Source organism: Streptomyces sp. NPDC047000 (assembly GCF_040644295.1).
In the GTDB taxonomy this organism is placed as follows: domain Bacteria; phylum Actinomycetota; class Actinomycetes; order Streptomycetales; family Streptomycetaceae; genus Streptomyces.
On the sequence record NZ_JBEYWE010000014.1, the window covers coordinates 147761 to 168950 of the forward strand.

Consider the following 21190-nt stretch of genomic DNA (forward strand, 5'->3'; position numbering starts at 1 on the left):
CGGCCCCTGTGGCCCGGCAGCCCACGCGGCCCCGGCGCGGCCCGCCCCGTACCGTGCGGCCTCCTGGCGCCCCGCCCGCCCTGGTCACCACCGCGGCCGGGCTGGCAGGATCGCGCGCATGTCGCTGCTGTCGCCCGGCCTGTCCCCGCGCCCCGGCAGGCGCCGTGTCCTGTGGTCCGCGGCCGCCGCCCTCGTCGTCCTCGGGCTGCTGCTGTGGTGGCTGCTGCCCCTGCGCGAGGGGCCGCCGGGCGGGACGATCACCTTCAGCACGGGCACACAGCGCGGCGTCTACCAGGAGTACGGCGAACTGCTGCGCACCGAACTCGGCAGGGACATGCCGGGGTTGACGGTGAAGCTGGAGACCAGCGACGGTTCGCAGGAGAACGTCGCGCGCGTGGCGGCCGGCAAGGCCGACTTCACCATCGCCGCCGCCGACGCGGTGGAGACGTACGAGCTCGGCCACGGGCCCGGCGCCGCCCGGCTGCGCGGTGTCGCCCGTCTCTACGACGACTACGTCCAGGTGATCGTGCCGCGCGGCTCCCCCGTCCGCTCGATCGCGGACCTGCGCGGCAGGCGGGTGGCGATCGGGCCGGCCGACTCGGGCGTACGGCTGATCGCGAACCGGGTCCTGGACGCGGCCGGTGTCGATCCCGCCACGGACATCGTGCCGGAGGCCGACGGCATCGACACCGGTCCGGACCGGCTGCGGACCGGGAAGATCGACGCGTTCTTCTGGTCGGGCGGTCTGCCGACCGGCGGACTGCAGGAGCTGGCCGGGAAGTTCGCCTTCCGGTTCGTGCCGATCAGCGCGGCCCTGGTCGCCAGGCTCCACTCGGCGAGCGACGCCACCCGCTACTACCGCGCCGCCACCATGCCCGAATCGGCCTACCCCCGTGTCCAGAACGGCCGGACCGTGGCCACCATCGCCGTCTCCAACCTGCTGATGACGCGCGCCGACATGGATCCCCGGCTCACCGAATGGGTGACCCGTACCGTCATCAAGAGCCGCGACGGCATCGGCGAACGCGTCCACTCCGCGCAGCTGGTCGATCTGCGCACCGCCATCTACACCGACCCGCTGACCCTCCACGAGGGCGCCCGGCGCTACTACCGCTCGGTGAAGCCGTGAAGGCGTCCGTCCTCAGGTCCCGTTCCGCGGCACCCGCACCGTGACTTTCAGCCCGTGCGGCTCATGACGTCCGTATACGATCGAACTTCCGCCCGCCGCCAGCAGGGTCCGGGAGATGGACAGACCCAGGCCGGAACCCTTGACGTTCTGATGGCGGCCGCTGCGCCAGAACCGGTCGCCCACGCGCGCGAGTTCCTCCTCGGTGAGGCCGGGCCCGGTGTCGGTGACGACCACCGTGGACACCGCGCCCTCGGCGGCCACCAAGACCTCCACGCGACCGTCCTGCGGCGCGAACTTCACCGCGTTGTCGATCACCGCGTCCAGGGCGCTGGACAGGGTGACGGGGTCGGCCCAGGCCGTGGTGGGCGGGCACTTCCCCACGAGCCGTACGCCCTTCGCGTCGGCGACCGGTGACCACGCCGCGACGCGTTCCGCGGCCAGCGCGCCGATGTCGGTCACCCTGAGGTCCGCCTCGGTGTGCTCGGCGAGCGCCAGGTCGAGCAGATCGTCCAGGACCTGCGCCAGGCGCTTGCCCTCGGTGCGCACCGAGGCGATCTCCTCGTTGCCCTCGGGCAGTTCCAGGGCGAGCAGTTCGATCCGCAGCAGCAGCGCGGCGAGCGGGTTGCGCAACTGGTGCGACGCGTCGGCGACGAAGGCCCGCTGCTGTTCCAGGACATCCTCGACGTTGCCCGCCATCTCGTTGAACGACCGTGCCAGGCGCCGTAGTTCCGGAGGCCCGCTCGCCACGGCGACCCGGGACTTCAGCCGGCCGGTGGCGATGTCGTGCGTGGTGGCGTCCAGGACACGCACCGGCTTGAGCACCCAGCCGGTCAGCCGCAGCGCGGCGCCCACCGCGAGGAGCATCGCGGCGAACTCCCCCGCGCCGATGAGCAGCCAGCCGTGCAGGATCCGCGAACGCATCGGCCCGGTCGGCGAGTCGGTGACGACGACCGCCACGACGTCGCCGTCCCGGATGACCGGCGAGGCGACGACGAGACGGGTCCGCTGCCACGGCCACACCTGCCGCGGGTCGTGGCTGCGGCGGCTGAGCAGCGCCTCGGCGAACGCGTCGCGCACCTCGCCCCCGCGGGGCAGCAGCCAGGCCGACGGCGCCTGCGCCATGGGGGTGCCGGTACGGCAGAACACACCGGCCCGGATGCCGTAGACGTCGTCGTAGCTGCCGAGTTCGCTGCTGAGGGTCTCCAGGCGGCTGTCCCCGGGAGGCCGGCCGGTGCCGCAGGCGTCGGTGACGAACTGGGCGAGCGCGGCGAAACGCGCCGTATCGTCGATGCGGTCGACGACCACCTTCTGCTGCTGCGCCGAGGCGAGGCTGACGGCGAGCGGGAAGCCGAGCGCGAGCAGGACGGCCGCCATCAGGACGATGAGCAGAGGGAGAAGCCGGGTGCGCACCCGTCCACGCTACGCGGCCGGGGCGACGAGCCGGTAACCGACGCCTCGCACGGTCTCGATCAGCGCCGGCATGCGCAACTTGGCCCGCAGGGAGGCCACATGCACCTCCAGGGTGCGCCCGGTGCCCTCCCAACTGGTGCGCCACACCTCGCTGATGATCTGCTCCCGGCGGAAGACGACGCCGGGACGCTGGGCGAGCAGCGCCAGGAGGTCGAACTCCTTGCGGGTGAGCTGGACGACCGAACCGTGCACGCTGACCTGGCGGTTGGGCAGTTCGATGAGCACGGCGCCGAGGCGCAGCGCGCTGTCGCCGCCGCCCGACCCGTCCTCGTGGACGGTACGCCTGCTGACGGCGTGGATCCGGGCGAGGAGTTCGCCGGTGTCGTAGGGCTTCACCACGTAGTCGTCGGCTCCGAGATGGAGGCCGTGGATGCGGGAGCGCACGTCGGCGCGGGCGGTCACCATGATGACCGGGGTGGCGGTGCGCTTGCGGATCTTGCCGCACACCTCGTAGCCGTCCTGGTCGGGGAGGCCGAGGTCCAGGAGTACGACGCCGAAGCCGGGGCCTTCCGGGACGAGTGCCCTGAGTGCCTCCTCGCCGCTGCGGGCGTGCGTGACGTCGAAACCGTGCCGCCGCAGGATCGCGGACAGAGCGGCGGCGACGTGGTTGTCGTCCTCGACGAGGAGAAGTCTCATCCCGGCCCCCTCCGGTTCAACGTTCGTACGGTTTCGATGAGTAGAACGCAGACACGCGTACCTGCACGATGGCAGTCACGCTGATGGACGGCGGCGGCGTCAAGAGGGTTCCGGCGGCATTCATGTTCCGTAACCCGGCCGAAACGCGCCACGGCGATGATCACACAGTGTATCCGTTCGATGCCGTGTCGTGATGCTCAGATCTCCCTCAGATGTAATGACGCAGGTCATCACGCTCACCTACTGTCCTCCGCAACCGAGGAGGACGGAGCCCAAAAGCAATGACCGAAGTATCGGTTGCCAAGCAAGACGCGGTCGCGACCGGCGAGTTGGTCGTCCTGAAGAGCATCAACAAGCACTTCGGCGCGCTGCATGTGCTCCAGGACATCGACCTGACGATCGACCGCGGTGAGGTCGTCGTGGTCATCGGGCCCTCCGGGTCCGGCAAGTCGACGCTGTGCCGCACGATCAACCGTCTGGAGACGATCGACTCGGGCACGATCACCATCGACGGGCTCCCGCTGCCGCAGGAGGGCCGTGCGCTCGCCCGGCTGCGGGCGGACGTCGGCATGGTCTTCCAGTCGTTCAACCTTTTCGCGCACAAGACGGTGCTCGAGAACGTGATGCTGGGTCAGATCAAGGTCCGCAAGGCCGGCAAGAAGGCCGCGGAGGACAAGGCCCGGGCCCTGCTGGACCGGGTGGGCGTGGGCACGCAGGCCGACAAGTACCCCGCGCAGCTGTCCGGTGGTCAGCAGCAGCGCGTCGCCATCGCCCGGGCCCTGGCCATGGACCCGAAGGTCATGCTCTTCGACGAGCCGACGTCGGCGCTCGACCCGGAGATGATCAACGAGGTCCTGGAGGTCATGCGTCAGCTCGCCCGGGACGGCATGACGATGATCGTCGTCACCCATGAGATGGGCTTCGCCCGGTCCGCCGCGAACCGCGTCGTGTTCATGGCGGACGGCCGGATCGTCGAAGAGGCCACCCCGGAACAGTTCTTCAGCAATCCGCGCAGCGACCGGGCCAAGGACTTCCTGTCCAAGATCCTGCACCACTGACGTCCGGTCACCCACCGACTTCCGCACCACCGACTTCCGCACCACTGACGGCCGCACCACTGACAGCCGGTCGTCCACCCGGCCCCGGCCCCGCCCCCGCAGGCGGCCGGTCATGCACTCGTTCCTGCCCCACGTGCGCGTGAGGGTCTGTACCCGTTCATCACACGAAGGAAGTGCTCCATGAAGCTCCGCAAGGTCACCGCGGCCTCGGCCCTCGTACTCGCGCTCGCCGTCACGGCCACCGCCTGCGGCTCCAGCGACGACAGCGGCTCCTCCTCCGGCAGCGGCGGCGGCAAGAAGATCAAGGTCGGTATCAAGTTCGACCAGCCCGGTCTCGGCCTCAAGCAGCCTGACGGCTCCTACTCCGGCTTCGACGTGGACGTGGCGACGTACGTGGCCGCGGCGCTCGGGTACAAGGCCGACCAGATCGAGTGGGTGGAGACCAAGAGCGCCGACCGTGAGAACGCGCTGCAGCGCGGCGACGTGAAGTTCATCGCGGCCACCTACTCGATCACCGACGAGCGCAAGCAGAAGGTCGACTTCGCCGGCCCGTATCTGCTGGCCCACCAGGACCTGCTGGTGAAGAAGGACTCCGCCATCGCCAAGGGCACGGATCTCAACGGCAAGAAGCTGTGTTCCGTGACGGGTTCGACCTCGGCGCAGAACGTGCAGAAGACCATCGCCCCGAAGGCCAACCTGCGCGAACTGGCGGGCTACTCGGAGTGCATCGCCGGCCTGCAGAGCGGTGCCGTGGACGCGGTGACCACCGACGACTCGATCCTCGCGGGCTTCGCGGCACAGGACAAGTACAAGGGCCAGTTCAAGCTGGCGGGTCTGAAGCTGAGCAACGAGAACTACGGCATCGGTGTGAAGAAGGGGGACTCCGCGACCGTCACCAAGATCAACGACGCGCTGAAGAAGATGGTGTCGGACGGCTCCTGGCAGAAGGCCGTGGACGCCGACTTCGGCCCGGCGGAGTACAAGAACGAGCCGGCCCCGCAGATCGGCAACATCGTCAAGTAGGACACCCCCTGGGGTGGCGCGCCGCGGTCGACCGGGCTGCGGTGGACCGGCCGCGGTCACGGGCCGCACACCGGCGCGCCACCCCCCGGCACACGCGGAAGCGCGGGAGATCGTGTTCGACTTTCTTCAAGGTTATGACGTCATCGGGGCGTTCTGGATGACGGTGAAGCTCACCGCCCTGTCCGCCCTGGGTTCCCTGGTCTGGGGCACCGTGCTGGCCGCCATGCGGGTCAGTCCGGTCCCTCTGATGCGCGGGTTCGGCACCGCCTACGTGAACATCGTCCGGAACATCCCTCTGACGGTCATCATCGTCTTCACCTCGCTCGGGCTCGCCGACATCTTCGGTGTGACCATGGGCGCGTCCGACTTCGGCGTCCAGGGCTTCCGGCTGGCGGTGCTCGGCTTCGCCGCCTACACCGCGGCGTTCGTCTGCGAGGCGCTGCGGTCCGGCATCAACACCGTGCCGGTCGGGCAGGCCGAGGCCGCCCGCGCGATCGGGCTGAACTTCTTCCAGGTGCTGTGGTTCGTCGTCCTGCCGCAGGCGTTCCGCGCGGTGATCGGCCCCCTGGCCAACGTACTGATCGCCCTGACCAAGAACACCACCGTGGCGGCCGCCATCGGCGTGGCCGAGGCCGCCACCCTGATGAAGGAAATGATCGAGAACGAGGCCCAGACCGTGGCGGTCGGCGCGGTCTTCGCCCTCGGGTTCGTGGTCCTGACCCTGCCCACCGGCCTGCTCCTCGGCTGGCTCGGCAAACGACTGGCGGTGAAGCGATGAGTTCCGTCCTCTACGACACTCCCGGCCCGAACGCCCGGCGGCGCAACATCGTCTTCGCGGTCGTCTTCTTCGTCCTGCTCGCCCTGGTCCTGTGGTGGGCGTGGCGGACGATGGACGACAAGGGCCAGCTCAAGTGGACCCTGTGGCAGCCGTTCACCACCGCCGACGCGTGGACGACGTATCTGCTGCCCGGGCTAGGCAAGACACTCGAGGCCGCCGCGCTCTCCATGGTGATCGCGCTGCCGCTCGGCGCCGTGTTCGGCATCGCGCGGCTGTCCGACCACCGCTGGGTACGCCTGCCGGCCGGCTGGATCGTCGAGTTCTTCCGGGCGATCCCGGTACTGCTGCTGATGCTGTTCGCCAACGAGTTCTACTCGCGCTCCACGGGCGTCGGCAGCGAGGAGCGGCCCCTGTACGCGGTCGTCACCGGCCTGGTGCTCTACAACGCCTCGGTGCTCGCCGAGATCGTCCGGGCGGGCATCCTGGCCCTTCCCCGGGGGCAGACGGAGGCGGCGTACGCCATCGGGCTGCGCAAGGGCCAGACGATGGCCGGCATCCTGCTCCCCCAGGCCGTGGCGGTGATGCTGCCCGCGATCGTCAGCCAGCTCGTGGTCATCGTGAAGGACACCGCCCTGGGCGGTGTGATGATCGGGTACACCGAGCTGCTCAACTCGCGCAGCACCCTGGCGGCCAACTACGCCAACGTGGTGCCCAGCTTCATCGTCGTGGGCGCCGTCTACATCGTGGTGAACTTCGCGCTCACCAGCTTCGCGCACTGGCTGGAAGGCCGGCTGCGCCGCAGCAAGCGGGGCACGGGCACGGTGATCGGAGCCGAGGAGGCCGACGAGCTCAACGCCGGTGAGGTCGGCACCACGGTCTCCGCACCGGCCGGAACGGCCCAGGCGGTCTGACGGCCCGTCCACCGGCACGGCGGCCCCCGGCGTCACATCCGTCCACCGGTACGGCACCCCGCGACGTCCGTCGACCGACCGGGTTGGAACAACCCGAGGGGCAGTGGCAAGATCGCCACTGCCCCTCATCGCTTGACGCGGTCACCGGCAATGGGTTGCATACGTTCTGTGATCGTGCACCCTGCTCAAACCTCCTGTTCACACCCGTCCCACGGGACTCCGCCGCGGGCAGGGGGCGGCACGTCATGGACCCGGTGATCATCGTCGGGGCAGGGCCCGTCGGGCTCACGCTCGCCCTGGCACTGGCGCGCCACGAGGTGCCGTCCGTCGTCCTCGACGAGGGGCCGGGCACGGACGAACCACGCCTCGCGCGCACCGTCGTACTGCGCGAGGACACCGCCGCGCTGATGTCCCGGCTGACCGGGGTCCGGCTCGAGGAGGCGGGAATCCGCTGGTCCGGATGGCGGTCGATGCGGCGCAAGCAGCTGACGCGCGAGATCACGTTCGGCGACGCCGATCCCGCCCCCCTCCACATCGCCCAGCACGTGCTGACCGGCTCCCTGCGCGCGGCGCTCGCCGCACAGCCGCTCGCCCGGCTCGTCGCCCACAGCCGGCTCGACGCGGTCGAGCAGGAGCGCTCCGGCGTCACCGCCCACACGCGCGGGCCCGAGGGCACCTGGTGGCGGGGCAGCCATCTGGTCGGCTGCGACGGTCCGCGCTCCACCGTGCGCAAGCTCATGGACATCCGCTTCCCCGGCCGTACGGCCGTCGAACGGCACGCCGTCGCCGCGCTGCGCACCGAACTGCCCTGGCCCGGTCAGGCATTGCTCCACCGGAGCCCGCCGTGGCGGACGTCCGGCCCCTCCGCCGGGGAGATCACCGCGCGACCGCTCCCGCACGGTGTCTGGCGGCTGGACTGGCTGCTGCCGCCGGGCAAGGACCTGGTCACCCCCGATGTGCTGGTCGCCCGCATCAGGGAGACCCTCTCGGGCTGGACCGGCGGCCCCACACCGCCGTACGAACTCCTCGACACCGGGGTCCACACGGTCCACCACCGGCTCGCCCGCCGGTGGCGCGCGGGACGGGTCTTCCTCGCCGGGGACGCCGCGCACCTGCTCGGCGCGCTCGGTACCCAGGGGCTCGACGAGGGGCTGCGGGACGCGGACAACCTCGCCTGGAAGCTGGCCTCGGCGTGGCACCACGGGCCGCACGAGGCGCTGCTCGACAGCTACCAGACCGAGCGGCGCGCCGTGGTCTCCGCCCGGCTGCGGGCCGCCGACCAGGTGCTGCCGCTGCTGCGCGGCGGCGGGGGGCTGCGCACGTACGTCCCGGGCTCGGCCCGCGGCCACGACGCGCTGCTCGCCGACGGCCACCTGGGGCAGGGGGTGCTGGGCGCTCCGGGGACCTACGCGGGCTCGCCGCTCGCGCCGCGGCATCTGGAGGCGGAGGTGCCGGTCGACACCCCGCCGGGCGCCGCGGTCACCGACGTGGCGGTCACGGCCGAGGACGGGTCCCTGGTGCGGCTGCGGGACCGGCTGGGGCGGGGGGCGTTGCTGGTGCTGCTGGTGGCGCCGGGCTCGGCCGTGTGGGAACGGCGGCACTGGGTCACGGCGGGTGTCATGCCCCGGCTGGCCGCCGCCGTCGCGGCGCTGCCGCACCCGGCCGAGCTGCTGGTCGCCGAGAGCTATCCCGGCGCGGCCGCCCACACCGTCCTGCTCGTACGCCCCGACGGTCATCTGGTGACCGCGCTGAGCGGAGTCCGGTCGGCCGACCTGTTCGCCGCGACGGGGGCGGTACTGGGAGACGCGGCGCGGGAGAGGGAAGAGGCGGAGGCACCGGCCGGCTCGGCCTCCTGACGGACCGCCGAAGGCAGCGCCGGGGCCCGCTCCGGCAACCCCGCACCCCGTCCTGGCCCCGCCGGTCCACAGCCGTCCGGCGACGCGCCGGCCGGAGCCGGCGCCCTGCCCGCACGCGGCGGCAGAACCCCTGCCGGAAGGCGCGCGAGGGCCTTCGGGCGGGGCGCCGGCGACGGTGTGGTCCACATGGTGACGACGAGTTGACCGCCACGCGTCCACCTGGTCTACTCCGGTCCGTGACCGACACCGATGTGCGCCTGTGGCGGAGGGTCCATATGGACCTCGTCCGCTATGCGGGCTGCGTGTGTCGGCCGTCCTGCTGAATTCGCCTCCTCACCACGCGCGCGCCGCCCCCTGTGCCGCCGCGCGCTCCCACGCGAACGCACTTCAGGACGGTGTACATGTCTGCCTCCTCGTCTTCCCTGTCCTCCCTGGTTTCTGACCTGTCCTCCCTGGCTTCTGAGTCTTCCGAGACTTCTCCCTCCGCCCGGGGCACCGGCGCGGCGCCGGTGCCGGACCCCGGGTCCGGCTCCCGGTCCGGTCCCACGCAGGCGGAGCTCCTCGACTTCGCACGGCGCGCGGCCGCCGACACCGCGCTGGTCGCCTCGCTCCCCCTGGACCCTGAGGGCCGTACCTGGGTACGGCTGGCCGGGCCCGCGGGCAGCGAGGCGTGGCTGATCGGCTGGCCGCCCGGCACGGGCACCGGCTGGCACGACCACGCCGACTCGGTCGGCGCCTTCGTCACCGCCCGCGGCGAGCTCCGGGAGAACTCCCTCGCCGTCCGGCTGCCCACGGACGGCTGGCGGACCCTGGAACTCACCGGCGGCGCGGACCGCGAGCGGCGGCTGACGGCAGGTCAGGGCCGCACGTTCGGGCGCCATCACGTCCACGAGGTGTTCAACGAGTCCGCGGACGGGCATGCCGTCTCCGTGCACGCCTACTACCCGCCACTGCCGCGGATCCGCCGTTACAGCCGCACCGGCGACACGCTGCGCCTGGAGCACGTCGAGCGTCCGGAGGACTGGCAGTGAGCGGTACGGACGAACGGCCGCCCGGCATCGACGAGCTGCTGGAGCAGGTACGCGAGGGCTACCGGCGGGTCGGTCCCGAGGACGCCCACCGGGCCGCGCGGGCGGGCGACGCGCTGCTGGTCGACATCCGGTACGCGGCCCTGCGGGAGCGTGACGGGCTGATCCCGGGCGCCCTCGTCATCGAGCGCAACGAGCTGGAGTGGCGGCTCGATCCGCGGGGCAGCCACCGTGTCCCCGAGGCCACGGGGTACGACGTCCGTGCCGTCGTGATCTGCAACGAGGGTTACGCGTCGAGTCTCGCCGCCGATTCCCTGCACCGGCTCGGCCTGAGCCGCGCGACCGACCTGGTCGGCGGGTTCCAGGCATGGCGGGCGGCGGGACTGCCGGTCGTCCCCGCTACGGCCGCCCCTTCCGCGGCCGTCCCTGCCACGGCGGTGCCCACAGCGGCCGTCCGCGCGCCCGGCGTCTCACCACCGGGCGTCGTCCGCCCGGGCGGGGACGAAGCCGCGGACGCGGCACAGTAGGGCCGGTCCCGGCGGATCGGGCGGGAGGAGTCGGACGGTACCCCGTCGGCCCGGGTGAGCGAGGCGGGGGTCGACGGTGTGGAGGTCCTTCCCGCGCGAGCGTTGCCGTGCGTGGGGTGACCGCGCCGGGCGTCGCGAGCCGGTGGCCCCTTCCGGTCGCAGCACCAGCGGCACTCTTCGGTACGACGGCCGAGGACACGGCGCCACGTGCGCGACGGGGCCGGAAGGTGCGGCGCGGGGGCCGGGTCCGCTCCTCGGGCCGGGCCGGGCCCGAGCCGAGCCGAGCCGAGCCGAGCCGCTCAGCCGTCCTCCCCGCCGAGGAACTCGATGTCCTCGCCCTCCTCCTCCAGCGCCTCCCGGACCACCCGCAGGGCCAGGCCCTCGGGGTAGCCCTTGCGGGCCAGCATGCCCGCGAGACGCCGTATCCGCCGGTCGCGGTCGAGGCCGCGGGTGCCGTGCAGCTTACGGGCCACGAGGTCGCGTGCGGTCGCTTCCTCCTGCTCGGGGTCGAGCCGGCCGACGGCCTCGTCGATCAGTGCGGAGTCGACCCCCTTGGTCCGCAGTTCCCGGGCGAGCGCGCGGCGGGCCAGGCCGCGGCCGTGGTGCCGGGATTCCACCCAGGCGCCCGCGAACGCGCCGTCGTCGATCAGTCCGACCTCCTCGAACCGGGACAGCACCTCCTCGGCCGCCTCGTCGGGGATCTCCCGCTTGCGCAGGGCGTCGGCGAGCTGCTTGCGGGTCCGCGGGGTCCCGGTGAGCAGGCGCAGGCAGATCGCCCGTGCCCGCTCCACCGGGTCCGCGGGGGGCTCCTCCTTCTCGGCCCTCGCCGGGAAAGAGGTGGCCCCGTCATCACCGGACGGCTCGCCGAAGCCGCGCCTGCGGCGGCCTCGGCCGCCCCGCGCGTCCCCGGTGCCGCGGCGGCCGCTGCCGCCGGACGTGCCTTCGCTCCGGGGCGAGCCCGTGCCCGGTTCCTCACCCCCGTACGAGCCGTCACTCCCGTACAGGTCGTCGTCCTCCGCCGCCGGGGCCCCGCCGTGCCGGCCGTCCCGCCCGCGCGGGGCGCCGGGGCGGGTGTGCTCCGGCCATTCGGTTCGCCGGGTCACGGGTCACTTGGCCGCCGGCGCCTTGGCCTTGGTGGCCTTGGCAGCGGGGGCGGTGGCCGGCTTCACGGCGTCCGGCTTCACGGTGTCCACGGGGGCGGAGACGGCGGCGTCCGCACCCGGCTCGGCGGCGGGCTCCTCCGGCCGCACCCCGACGCCCAGCTTCTCCTTGATCTTCTTCTCGATCTCGTTGGCGAGGTCGGGGTTGTCCTTCAGGAAGTTGCGCGCGTTCTCCTTGCCCTGGCCGAGCTGGTCACCCTCGTACGTGTACCAGGCACCGGCCTTGCGGACGAAGCCGTGCTCCACGCCCATGTCGATCAGACCGCCCTCGCGGCTGATGCCGTGGCCGTAGAGGATGTCGAACTCGGCCTGCTTGAAGGGCGGCGCGACCTTGTTCTTGACGACCTTGCAGCGGGTGCGGTTGCCGACCGCCTCGGTGCCGTCCTTGAGGGTCTCGATGCGGCGGATGTCGATACGCACCGAGGCGTAGAACTTCAGCGCCCGGCCACCGGTCGTGGTCTCCGGGGAGCCGAACATCACGCCGATCTTCTCGCGGAGCTGGTTGATGAAGATCGCCGTGGTCTTGGACTGGTTGAGCGCGCTGGTGATCTTCCGCAGGGCCTGGCTCATCAGCCGCGCCTGCAGACCCACGTGGCTGTCGCCCATCTCGCCCTCGATCTCCGCACGCGGGACGAGCGCGGCGACGGAGTCGATGACGATGAGGTCGAGGGCTCCGGAGCGGATCAGCATGTCCACGATCTCCAGGGCCTGCTCCCCGTTGTCCGGCTGGGAGAGGATCAGGTTGTCGATGTCGACGCCGAGCTTGCGGGCGTACTCGGGGTCGAGGGCGTGCTCCGCGTCCACGAAGGCGACCTGCCCGCCGGCCTTCTGGGCGTTGGCCACCGCGTGCAGGGTCAGGGTCGTCTTGCCGGAGGACTCGGGGCCGTAGATCTCCACGACACGGCCGCGCGGCAGACCTCCGACGCCGAGCGCGACGTCCAGCGCGGTCGACCCGGTCGGGATGACCTCGATGGGCTCCCTCGACCGCTCGCCCATGCGCATGACCGCGCCCTTGCCGAACTGCCGTTCAATCTGTGCGAGCGCGGCGTCCAGCGCCTTCTCGCGGTCGGTTCCTGCCATGGGTTCCACCCGGTTTGCTTGAGTCGATCGCTTCACGTCAAAGACGCTAACGCCTGCCACTGACAATGCGCCCCGACGCCGGTCCGGCCTGTGGACAACTCGGGTACACAACCGCCCCTAACGGGGCGAAACACCCGTCGAAACTCGTTCCACGAGCCTCGCCGCCCACTCCATAAGAATGGATGTTCGATTTTTGTGTCAAGCGACACCCGGGGCTTTCCCCCGGACGCGGGAACGCCCCGGCTCCCTCGCCGGCATGCCGCGGGCCGCTACGCCGGGCCCCGTCCCCACAGCCGCCGCACCCGCGTCAGCAGTCCCCTGCCGGGCTCGCGCCCCCGGTGGCCGTGGACACGGGGATCGTCCGTGACGTCGTAGCGCTTCACGTACGCCCCCAGGAACGCCTGCAGCGTGGCGACCGCCGGGATGGCGATCAGGGCGCCCACGGCGCCGAGCAGCGCCGTTCCGGCGACGACCGAGCCGAAGGCGACCGCGGGATGGATGTCGACGGTCTTCGAGGTCAGCTTGGGCTGCAGCACGTAGTTCTCGAACTGCTGGTAGATCACGACGAAGACCAGCACCCACAACGCGTACCACGGGTCGACCGTGAACGCGATCAGCATCGGCAGGGCGCCCGCGAGGTAGGTGCCGATGGTGGGGATGAACTGCGAGACCAGACCGACCCAGACGGCGAGCACGGGCGCGTACGGCACCCCCAGCGCCTGGAGCAGGATGTAATGGGCGATGCCGGAGACGAGAGCCATCAGGCCGCGCGAGTAGAGATAGCCGCCGGTCTTGTCCACGGCTATCTCCCACGCGCGCAGCACCTCGGCCTGCTTGGCGGGCGGCAGCACCGAGCACAGGGCGCGGCGCACCCGCGGTCCGTCGGCGGCGAAGTAGAACGAGAACAGCGTGATCGTCAGCAGCTGGAACAGCCCGCCGAGCACCTGGGCGGAGACGTCGAGCACTCCGGCGGCGCTGTTCTGGGCGTACTTCTTCAACCAGTCGGAGCGGAGCAGGCCCTCCTGGACGTCCACGCGTCTGAGCTGGGTGTGGAAGGTGGTGTTGACCCAGTGGATCACCGAGTCCAGATAGTCGGGGAAGCCCTCCACCAGTTTGACGATCTGGCCGGCCAGCATCGAACCGAGCAGCGCGACGAAACCGGCGCTCACGATCACCAGGCCGAGGAAGACGAGGAAGGTGGCCAGCCCTCTGCGGATGCCGCGCGTGGCCATCCTGCCGACCGCGGGTTCGATGGCGAGGGCCAGGAAGAACGCGATGAGGACGTTGACCAGCAGGCCGGTCAGCCGGTGGAAGGCCCAGCTGCCCAGCTGGAACGTGGCGATGAGACCGAGGGCGAGCACCATGGCGCGCGGCAGCCAGCGCGGCATGCGCGTGTCCGGCGCCGCGGTGCCCGCGGCGGCCGGCCGGGCGGGTGGTGCCGTGTCGGACGGGGATGCGCCGGACGGGGCTGCGTGTGCGTGCTGAGGGGTCTGGCCGGTCTCGTCAGTGGGTGCCACGGATCAAGTCTCGCCCACGCCGCCGACAGCCGGAACCAGGTCTCCGGATCTTCTCCCCGGTCAGCGCCGCTCCTGCGGAACGTTCATGACGGTGCAGACCACATGCCACACGTCCTTCGCCGCCCAGCCCTCGGACAGCGCCTCGTGCACCGTGTGCCCGCCGAGTTCGGACATCACGTGATCGCGCGCGAAGGTCTCGGCGGAGCCCGCGCCGAAGTGCTCCGCCATCCGCTGCCAGAAGACCGTCAACCGCATGGGACCAGTATCCCCGCCCCTGCGGGCGTACGGTGCGGCCGGCGTCCCGCGCCCGGCGGCGGGACGGCCGCCTGTCCGGGGCCGTCCGGTCAGCCGCCCAGGGCCCGTACCGCAGCCGTCACCACGACGGCCGACGCGACGACGGCCAGGAACGGGGCGCGCAGCACCAGCGCCACGGCGGCCGCCCCGAGCCCCGCCACGCGCGCGTCGAGCACGAGCGTGTGACCGTCGGCGAACGTCTGCTGGGCGGTGAGCGCCGCGAGCAGGGCGACGGGCAGCAGGGCGGCGAGGCGCCGCACGAGCGGCCGTTCCAGTGCGCCCGCGGGCACCAGCAGACCGGCGAGCTTGACGAGGTAGCAGCCGAGGGCGGTGACGCCGATCGCGATCCAGGTGTTCACTGCCTCTCCTTTCCCGTGGTGCCGTCGGCGTCCTCGCCGCTCCGGCGCGCCGCCGGGGGGAGGCCGCGCGGGCCGCCGCGACGGCTGCGGACGCCTTCCAGGTACAGGACCGCCGGTGCCGCCAGGGCGGCCGCCAGGACGGGTACTCCGGCGGGCAGCAACGGCAGCAGGCCGAGACCCAGGACGACGGCGAGTCCCGCGACGGCGCGCTCGGTGGCGGTCCTCAGCATGGGTGCGAGCAGGGCCAGGAACACGGCGGGTCCCGCCGCGTCGAGGCCCCAGGTGCCGGTGTCACCGATCGCCTTGGCGCCCAGCGCGCCGAGCAGCGTGGTGAGGTTCCACAGCAGATACAGGCTGAGCCCGGTGACGGTGAAGCCGATGCGGGCCGCTCGCCGGGCGGGCTGGGCGAGCGCGACCGCTGTCGTCTCGTCGATGACCCACTGGGCGGCGAAGGGCCGCACCGCGCGCGGCAGGGCGAGCAGCTGGGACAGGCGCAGCCCGTAGAACGCGTTGCGCACGCCCAGGAAGAAGGCGCCGGCGGCCGCCGTGAGCGGGTTGCCCCCGGCGGCGAGGGCACCGACCAGCGCGAACTGCGACGCGCCGGTGAACACCAGGAGGCTGAGCGCGCAGGTCTGCGGCAGGGTGAGCCCGCTGCCCGCCGACGTCACCCCGAAGGCGAAGCCGGACAGTCCCACCGCGACGCCGACCCCGAGGGCGTCCCTGACGACGGCGGAGTCCGGCCTGCCCGCGGCGGTGTCTTCGGCGTCTGCGGCGCCTTCGGTGTCTGCGATGTCCTTGACGTTGTTCTTGGCGTTCTTGGCGTTCTTGACGTTCTTGACGTGTTCGGCGTGTTCGACGTCTTCGGTGTCTGGGGGAGCGGTCTGTTCTGCCACTCGTCGGACGATATGCGCAGCCCGCGGTGCTCGTCTTGTACGTTCTTGCGCTCCCGCCGGTAGGCGCCCGGGGGCACGCCCACGATGCGGGTGAAGTGGCGGTTCAGGTGCGGCTGGTCGGCGAACCCGACAGCCGCGGCGGCCTCGGCGGGCGTGCCGCCCGCGTCCAGCAGCCGCCGTGCCCGGCGCACGCGCGCATCCGTCAGCCAGGTGTGCGGCGGCATTCCGTAGGCGTCCCGGAAGGCCCGCAGCAGCGCGAAGGGACCGGCGCCGAACTCGGCGGCCAGTTGCTCCAGGGTCGGCGGGTCGGCCATCCGCTCCTCGAGCAGGGCACGCGCGCGTGCGGCGGTCAGGGCTCCGGCCGTGCGGGGCTCGCGCCGCGGCAGCGGGCCGCCGTTCAGCCTCAGCAGCCGGGTCACGGCAACCCTGAGCAGCGTGTCGGCAGTCAGCGCGTCGCCCTCGTCGGCGGCCCGCAGCACCTGGTGGACCAGGGCGGCGGCGTACGGGTCGTCGAGCACCGGGTGGACGAAGCCCGGCGTGCCGCGGAGTGTGGTGGTCTCGGCCGCGATCTCGGCGACCAGTCCCGGAGAGGGGTAGAGAGCCCCGTAGCGCCAGCCCTCCGGGACGCCCGCGCGTCCGGTGTGCGGCGTGTCCGGGTTGATGAGAGCCAGCGTGCCGGCGCCCGCGTACTGCTCGGAGCCGTGGTGGTGGAAGATCTCGACGCCGTCGGAGACGGCGGCGATGACGTAGTCCTCGTGGGTGTGCCGGACGAACGTCTTGCGCACGTACCGGGCCCTGAGCAGATCGACACCGGGCAGCTCGGCGTACCGCCAGTGCCGCGCCCGTTCCTTCGCCGCGCCCGTCATGGGGCCATTGTCCACGAGGGGCGGAGCAGCGCGGCGCGGGCCCGGACAGCGCACTTGACACCTATTCCCCCCTTTTTCGCACCATTTGCGCAGGTCAGAGCGATTGTCAGTGGCCGGGTGCAGGATGGACGCATGGTCGACTCCGCACATCGGGCCCTCGACGGCTTCTCCCCCGCGACCCGCGGCTGGTTCACGGGGGCGTTCTCCGCGCCCACCGCGGCCCAGGCGGGCGCGTGGCAGGCCATCGGCGCGGGCTCGGACGTGCTGGTGGTGGCGCCGACGGGGTCCGGCAAGACCCTGGCCGCGTTCCTCGCCGCCCTCGACCAGCTCGCCTCGACGCCGCCGCCCGCCGACCCCCGCAAACGCTGCCGCGTGCTGTACGTCTCCCCGCTCAAGGCCCTGGCGGTCGACGTCGAACGCAATCTGCGCAGCCCGCTGACGGGCATCCGCCAGGAGTCGGTCCGGCGCGGTCTGCCCGAGCCCGAGGTGAAGGTGGGCATCCGCTCCGGCGACACCCCGGCCGCCGAGCGCCGCGCCCTGGCCACCCGCCCGCCGGACATCCTGATCACCACCCCGGAGTCGCTGTTCCTGATGCTGACGTCGGCCGCCCGGGACGCGCTGACCGGGGTGGAGACGGTGATCCTGGACGAGGTGCACGCGGTGGCGGGCACCAAGCGTGGCGCGCATCTGGCGCTCACCCTGGAGCGGCTCGACGAGCTGCTGCCGAGGCCGGCCCGCCGGATCGGTCTGTCCGCGACCGTGCGCCCGGTGGACGAGGTGGCCCGTTTCCTCTCGCCGCGCCGCAAGGCGGAGATCGTCCAGCCGGAGTCCGGCAAGGAGTTCGACCTCTCCGTCGTCGTCCCGGTGGAGGACCTCGGCGAGCTGGGCGGATCCCCGGTGGCCGACGGCGGCGAGGGCGCCGAGCGGCCGTCGATCTGGCCGCACGTGGAGGAGCGGATCGCCGATCTCGTCCAGGCGCACCGTTCCACGATCGTGTTCGCCAACTCCCGCCGCCTCGCCGAGCGCCTGTGCAACCGGCTGAACGAGATCGCCCACGAGCGCGCGACCGGCGAGCCTCTGGACGAGCATCACACGCCCGCCGCGCTGATGGGCGGCTCGGGCGCGGCGCTGGGCGCGCCCCCGGTCCTCGCGCGCGCCCACCACGGATCGGTGTCCAAGGAGCAGCGCGCCCTGGTCGAGGAGGACCTCAAGGCCGGCCGGCTGCCCGCCGTGGTGGCCACCTCCAGTCTCGAGCTGGGCATCGACATGGGCGCGGTGGACCTGGTGGTCCAGGTCGAGTCACCGCCGTCGGTGGCCTCCGGGCTGCAGCGCGTCGGCCGCGCGGGGCACCAGGTCGGGGCGGTCTCCACGGGTGTCGTCTTCCCGAAGTACCGGGGCGACCTCGTCCAGTCCGCCGTGGTCACCGAGCGGATGCGGACGGGTGCCATCGAGGCGCTGCGGGTCCCGGCGAACCCGCTGGACGTACTCGCCCAGCAGCTGGTGGCGATGACGTCGATGGACACCTGGCAGGTCGACGACCTGCTCGCCACGGTCCGCCGGGCGGCGCCCTTCGCGTCGCTGCCCGAGTCGGCGTTCACGGCCGTCCTGGACATGCTCGCGGGCCGCTACCCGTCCGACGCGTTCGCCGAGCTGCGCCCCCGCGTCGTGTGGGACCGGATCACGGGCACGGTCACCGGGCGCCCGGGCGCGCAGCGCCTGGCCGTCACGTCCGGCGGCACCATCCCCGACCGCGGGCTGTTCGGCGTGTTCCTCGCGGGCGCCGACCCGAAGAAGGGCGGCGGCCGGGTCGGCGAGCTGGACGAGGAGATGGTCTACGAGTCCCGGGTCGGCGATGTGTTCACGCTCGGCACCAGCAGCTGGCGGATCGAGGACATCACACGCGACCGCGTCCTGGTGTCCCCGGCGCCGGGCGTGCCGGGCAGACTGCCGTTCTGGAAGGGCGACCAGCTGGGCCGCCCGCTCGAACTGGGGCGCGCGGTCGGCGCGTTCCTGCGCGAGGTCGGCTCGCTGCCCGAGGAGGACGCCCGGCTGCGCCTGCTCGCGGCGGGGCTGGACGCCTGGGCGGCCGGCAACCTGCTGTCCTATCTGGCCGAGCAGCGCGAGGCGTGCGGCCATGTGCCCGACGACCGCACGATCGTCGTGGAGCGCTTCCGTGACGAGCTCGGCGACTGGCGGGTGGTGGTGCACTCGCCGTTCGGCGCCCAGGTGCACGCCCCGTGGGCGCTGGCACTGGGCGCCCGCCTCTCCGAGCGGTACGGCATGGACGCCCAGGTCATGCACGCCGACGACGGCATCGTGCTGCGCCTGCCGGACGCCGATCTGATGGGCCTGGACCTGCTCGACCAGGATCCGGCGCAGCCGGCGCCCTTCGCTTCGGGGACCGACGCGGACCAGGCGCCGGTGGGCGCGGCGGACATCGTGTTCGACAGGGGCGAGGTCGATCAGATCGTCACCGACCAGGTCGGCGGTTCGGCGCTGTTCGCGTCCCGGTTCCGCGAGTGCGCGGCGCGTGCGCTGCTGCTGCCGCGCCGCAGCCCCGGCAGGCGGACGCCGCTGTGGCAGCAGCGCCAGCGCGCGGCGCAGCTGCTCCAGGTGGCGAGCGAGTTCGGCTCGTTCCCGATCGTCCTGGAGGCCGTCCGCGAGTGCCTCCAGGACGTGTTCGACCTGCCCGGCCTGGTCGAGCTGATGGGCGACCTGGAGTCCCGCACGGTGCGTCTGGTCGAGGTGACCACGCCGGAGCCGTCCCCGTTCGCGCGTTCCCTGCTGTTCGGGTACGTGGCCCAGTTCCTGTACGAGGGGGACTCGCCGCTCGCCGAGCGGCGGGCCGCCGCGCTGTCGCTGGACTCACGGCTGCTGGCCGAGCTGCTGGGCCGGGCGGAACTGCGCGAACTGCTGGACGCGGAGGTCCTCGCCGAGCTGGAGCGCGAGCTGCAGTGGCGCACGGAGGACCGCCGGGTGAAGGACGCCGAGGGTGTCGCCGATCTGCTGCGGCTGCTCGGGCCGCTGACGGAGGCCGAGCTGGCCGAGCGCGGCGCACAGCCGCAGTGGGCGGCGGAGCTGGCCGCCGCCCGCCGGGCGATCCGGGTCCGTGTCGCCGGAGCCGATCACTGGGCGGCCGTCGAGGACGCGGGCCGGCTGCGTGACGCACTCGGCACGGCGCTCCCGGTGGGAATCCCGGAAGCGTTCACGGAGCCGGTGAAGGACCCTCTGGGGGACCTCCTCGCCCGCCATGCGCGCACCCACGGACCGTTCACGTCGGCCGCGGCGGCGGCCCGCTTCGGCCTGGGGGTCGCCGTCACGGAGGGCGCGCTGCAGCGGCTCGCGGCGAACGGGCGTGTCGTGCAGGGAGAGTTCCATCCGGCGGGCATCGGGCAGGAGTGGTGCGACGCGGCGGTCCTGCGCCGGCTGCGCCGCCGCTCGCTGGCCGCCCTGCGGCAGGAACTGGAGCCGGTGCCGCCCGCCGCCCTCGCCCAGTTCCTCCCCCAGTGGCAGCACATCGGCAGGGGGCACGCCCTGCGCGGGGTGGACGGGCTGGTGCGCGCCGTCGAGCAGGTGCAGGGCGCCTCGGTGCCCGCCTCCGCGCTGGAGAAGCTCGTCCTGCCGTCCAGGGTCACCGGGTACACGCCGGCGATGCTCGACGAACTCACCGCGGCGGGCGAAGTGGTGTGGGCCGGAGCGGGCTCCCTGCCCGGCAAGGACGGCTGGGTCTCGCTGTACCTGGCGGACGCGGCACCGCTGCTGCTGCCTCCCCCGCACCCCCTGGAGCTCACCCCGCTGCACCGGTCCGTCCTGGACGCGCTCTCCGGCGGCTACGGCCTGTTCTTCCGTCAGATCGCCGATCAGGTCCGTGCCGACACCCACCCCGAGGCCACCGATCCCCAGCTGGCCGACGCGGTCTGGGACCTGGCCTGGTCCGGTCGGCTCACCAACGACACGCTGGCGCCGATGCGTGCCCTGCTCGGCTCGGGCCGCACCGCCGGCTCCACCGCGCACCGCGCCAGGCGCGCGGCGCCGCGCGGGCGTTACGGCTCGCTGACGGCCGCCGCCCGCACGGCGTCCCGCGGCGGGCCCCCGACGGTGGGGGGCCGCTGGTCGCTGCTTCCCGCCCAGGAGCCCGATCTCACGGTGCGCGCCCATGCCCTGGCGCGCACGCTCCTGGACCGGCACGGGGTGGTGACCCGGGGAGCGGTCGCCGCGGAGGGCGTCGAGGGCGGCTTCTCAGCGACGTACCGGGTGCTGTCGGTGTTCGAGGAGAGCGGCCAGGCACGGCGCGGTTATGTCGTGGAGGGGCTGGGCGCGGCCCAGTTCGCCATGGACGGCGCCGTGGACCGTCTCCGCGCGGTGGCCAACGCCCGCGAGCGCGGGACGGCACTGCCGGACCTGCCGTACGGCGTCGACCCCGTCACCGGCCGTGGCCCCGGCCCCGGCCGGACCGGTCCCCGCGACCCGGACGGCTTCACGCCCCTCGGCCCCTTCGAAGTCCCCGACGGGCCGGTGGACTTCGGCGATCCCGGCGGCGGGGGGGGGGCCCCGGGCCCCGCCCCCCCCCCCCCCGGGGGCGGGGCCGCCCCCCCCCCCCCCCAC

Annotated in this window: 18 protein-coding genes and 2 pseudogenes (1 of these 20 only partly in view); 11 read left to right on the forward strand and 9 right to left on the reverse strand. The window is 72.8% G+C overall.

From position 1 onward, the window contains the following. Positions 1–118 precede the first annotated feature (118 nt). On the forward strand, positions 119–1129 hold the full coding sequence (locus ABZ862_RS22655; protein WP_360960780.1) for a TAXI family TRAP transporter solute-binding subunit: 1011 nt from the start codon (positions 119–121) through the stop codon (positions 1127–1129). Between the two features lie 12 nt (positions 1130–1141). Here the strand turns inward: ABZ862_RS22655 and ABZ862_RS22660 are convergent, their stop codons facing one another. Then, complete coding sequence (locus ABZ862_RS22660; RefSeq protein ID WP_360960782.1) at positions 1142–2539, reverse strand: HAMP domain-containing sensor histidine kinase; 1398 nt, start codon at positions 2537–2539, stop codon at positions 1142–1144. Between the two features lie 9 nt (positions 2540–2548). Next, positions 2549–3235 (reverse strand): response regulator transcription factor, encoded by a 687-nt coding sequence (locus ABZ862_RS22665; protein ID WP_360960784.1) that lies wholly within the window; start codon positions 3233–3235, stop codon positions 2549–2551. Positions 3236–3303: 68 nt separating this feature from the next. On the opposite strand from ABZ862_RS22665, the gene ABZ862_RS22670 reads away from it, so the two are divergent. The 9 genes and pseudogenes from ABZ862_RS22670 to ABZ862_RS22710 all read left to right on the forward strand — a co-directional run. Next, on the forward strand, positions 3304–3429 hold the full coding sequence (locus tag ABZ862_RS22670) for a hypothetical protein (RefSeq protein WP_360960786.1): 126 nt from the start codon (positions 3304–3306) through the stop codon (positions 3427–3429). An 87-nt stretch (positions 3430–3516) separates the two neighbouring features. Continuing rightward, a complete protein-coding gene (locus ABZ862_RS22675; protein WP_360960788.1) occupies positions 3517–4293 on the forward strand; it encodes an amino acid ABC transporter ATP-binding protein in 777 nt (258 codons plus the stop codon). 180 nt (positions 4294–4473) lie between these two features. After that, entirely contained in the window at positions 4474–5316 is an 843-nt protein-coding gene (locus ABZ862_RS22680) for a glutamate ABC transporter substrate-binding protein (protein WP_360960790.1), read from the forward strand. A 112-nt stretch (positions 5317–5428) separates the two neighbouring features. Next, positions 5429–6094 (forward strand): amino acid ABC transporter permease, encoded by a 666-nt coding sequence (locus tag ABZ862_RS22685; protein WP_360960792.1) that lies wholly within the window; start codon positions 5429–5431, stop codon positions 6092–6094. Next, a complete protein-coding gene (locus tag ABZ862_RS22690; RefSeq protein ID WP_360960794.1) occupies positions 6091–7005 on the forward strand; it encodes an amino acid ABC transporter permease in 915 nt (304 codons plus the stop codon). Before ABZ862_RS22685 ends, ABZ862_RS22690 begins: the two co-directional genes overlap by 4 nt. 245 nt (positions 7006–7250) lie before the next feature. Continuing rightward, a complete protein-coding gene (locus ABZ862_RS22695) occupies positions 7251–8861 on the forward strand; it encodes an FAD-dependent monooxygenase (protein WP_360960796.1) in 1611 nt (536 codons plus the stop codon). Positions 8862–9112: 251 nt separating this feature from the next. Further along, entirely contained in the window at positions 9113–9184 is a 72-nt protein-coding gene (locus tag ABZ862_RS22700; protein ID WP_309544753.1) for a putative leader peptide, read from the forward strand. A 78-nt stretch (positions 9185–9262) separates the two neighbouring features. Continuing rightward, on the forward strand, positions 9263–9892 hold the full coding sequence (locus ABZ862_RS22705) for a cysteine dioxygenase (RefSeq protein WP_360960798.1): 630 nt from the start codon (positions 9263–9265) through the stop codon (positions 9890–9892). Continuing rightward, positions 9889–10284, forward strand: a pseudogene (locus ABZ862_RS22710) (rhodanese-like domain-containing protein); the annotation flags it as partial. The gene ABZ862_RS22705 and the pseudogene ABZ862_RS22710, both read left to right, overlap by 4 nt. Before the next feature lie 431 nt (positions 10285–10715). Here ABZ862_RS22710 and recX read toward each other — a convergent pair. The 7 genes and pseudogenes from recX to ABZ862_RS22745 all read right to left on the reverse strand — a co-directional run. Further along, on the reverse strand, positions 10716–11519 hold the full coding sequence (gene recX / locus ABZ862_RS22715; protein WP_360960800.1) for a recombination regulator RecX: 804 nt from the start codon (positions 11517–11519) through the stop codon (positions 10716–10718). 3 nt (positions 11520–11522) lie between these two features. Further along, positions 11523–12656: a recombinase RecA gene (gene recA / locus ABZ862_RS22720; protein WP_360960802.1), complete on the reverse strand. Its 1134-nt coding sequence runs from the start codon at positions 12654–12656 to the stop codon at positions 11523–11525. A 269-nt stretch (positions 12657–12925) separates the two neighbouring features. Then, positions 12926–14173 carry an AI-2E family transporter gene (locus ABZ862_RS22725; protein WP_360960804.1) on the reverse strand — a complete coding sequence of 416 codons (1248 nt, stop codon included), beginning with the start codon at positions 14171–14173 and terminating at the stop codon, positions 12926–12928. Between the two features lie 60 nt (positions 14174–14233). Continuing rightward, positions 14234–14428 carry a DUF3046 domain-containing protein gene (locus ABZ862_RS22730; RefSeq protein WP_360960806.1) on the reverse strand — a complete coding sequence of 65 codons (195 nt, stop codon included), beginning with the start codon at positions 14426–14428 and terminating at the stop codon, positions 14234–14236. 89 nt (positions 14429–14517) lie between these two features. Then, positions 14518–14826 (reverse strand): AzlD domain-containing protein, encoded by a 309-nt coding sequence (locus tag ABZ862_RS22735; protein WP_360960808.1) that lies wholly within the window; start codon positions 14824–14826, stop codon positions 14518–14520. After that, positions 14823–15617 carry an AzlC family ABC transporter permease gene (locus ABZ862_RS22740; protein WP_360960852.1) on the reverse strand — a complete coding sequence of 265 codons (795 nt, stop codon included), beginning with the start codon at positions 15615–15617 and terminating at the stop codon, positions 14823–14825. Before ABZ862_RS22740 ends, ABZ862_RS22735 begins: the two co-directional genes overlap by 4 nt. A 167-nt stretch (positions 15618–15784) precedes the next feature. Continuing rightward, positions 15785–16735, reverse strand: a pseudogene (locus ABZ862_RS22745) (AraC family transcriptional regulator); the annotation flags it as partial. On the opposite strand from ABZ862_RS22745, the gene ABZ862_RS22750 reads away from it, so the two are divergent. Then, positions 16718–21190: the 5' portion of an ATP-dependent helicase gene (locus tag ABZ862_RS22750; RefSeq protein WP_360960810.1), read on the forward strand. Its footprint extends 402 nt past the window's final position; only the first 4473 of its 4875 coding nucleotides appear in the window; its start codon is at positions 16718–16720; its stop codon lies off the right edge, out of view. The pseudogene ABZ862_RS22745 and the gene ABZ862_RS22750 overlap by 18 nt on opposite strands.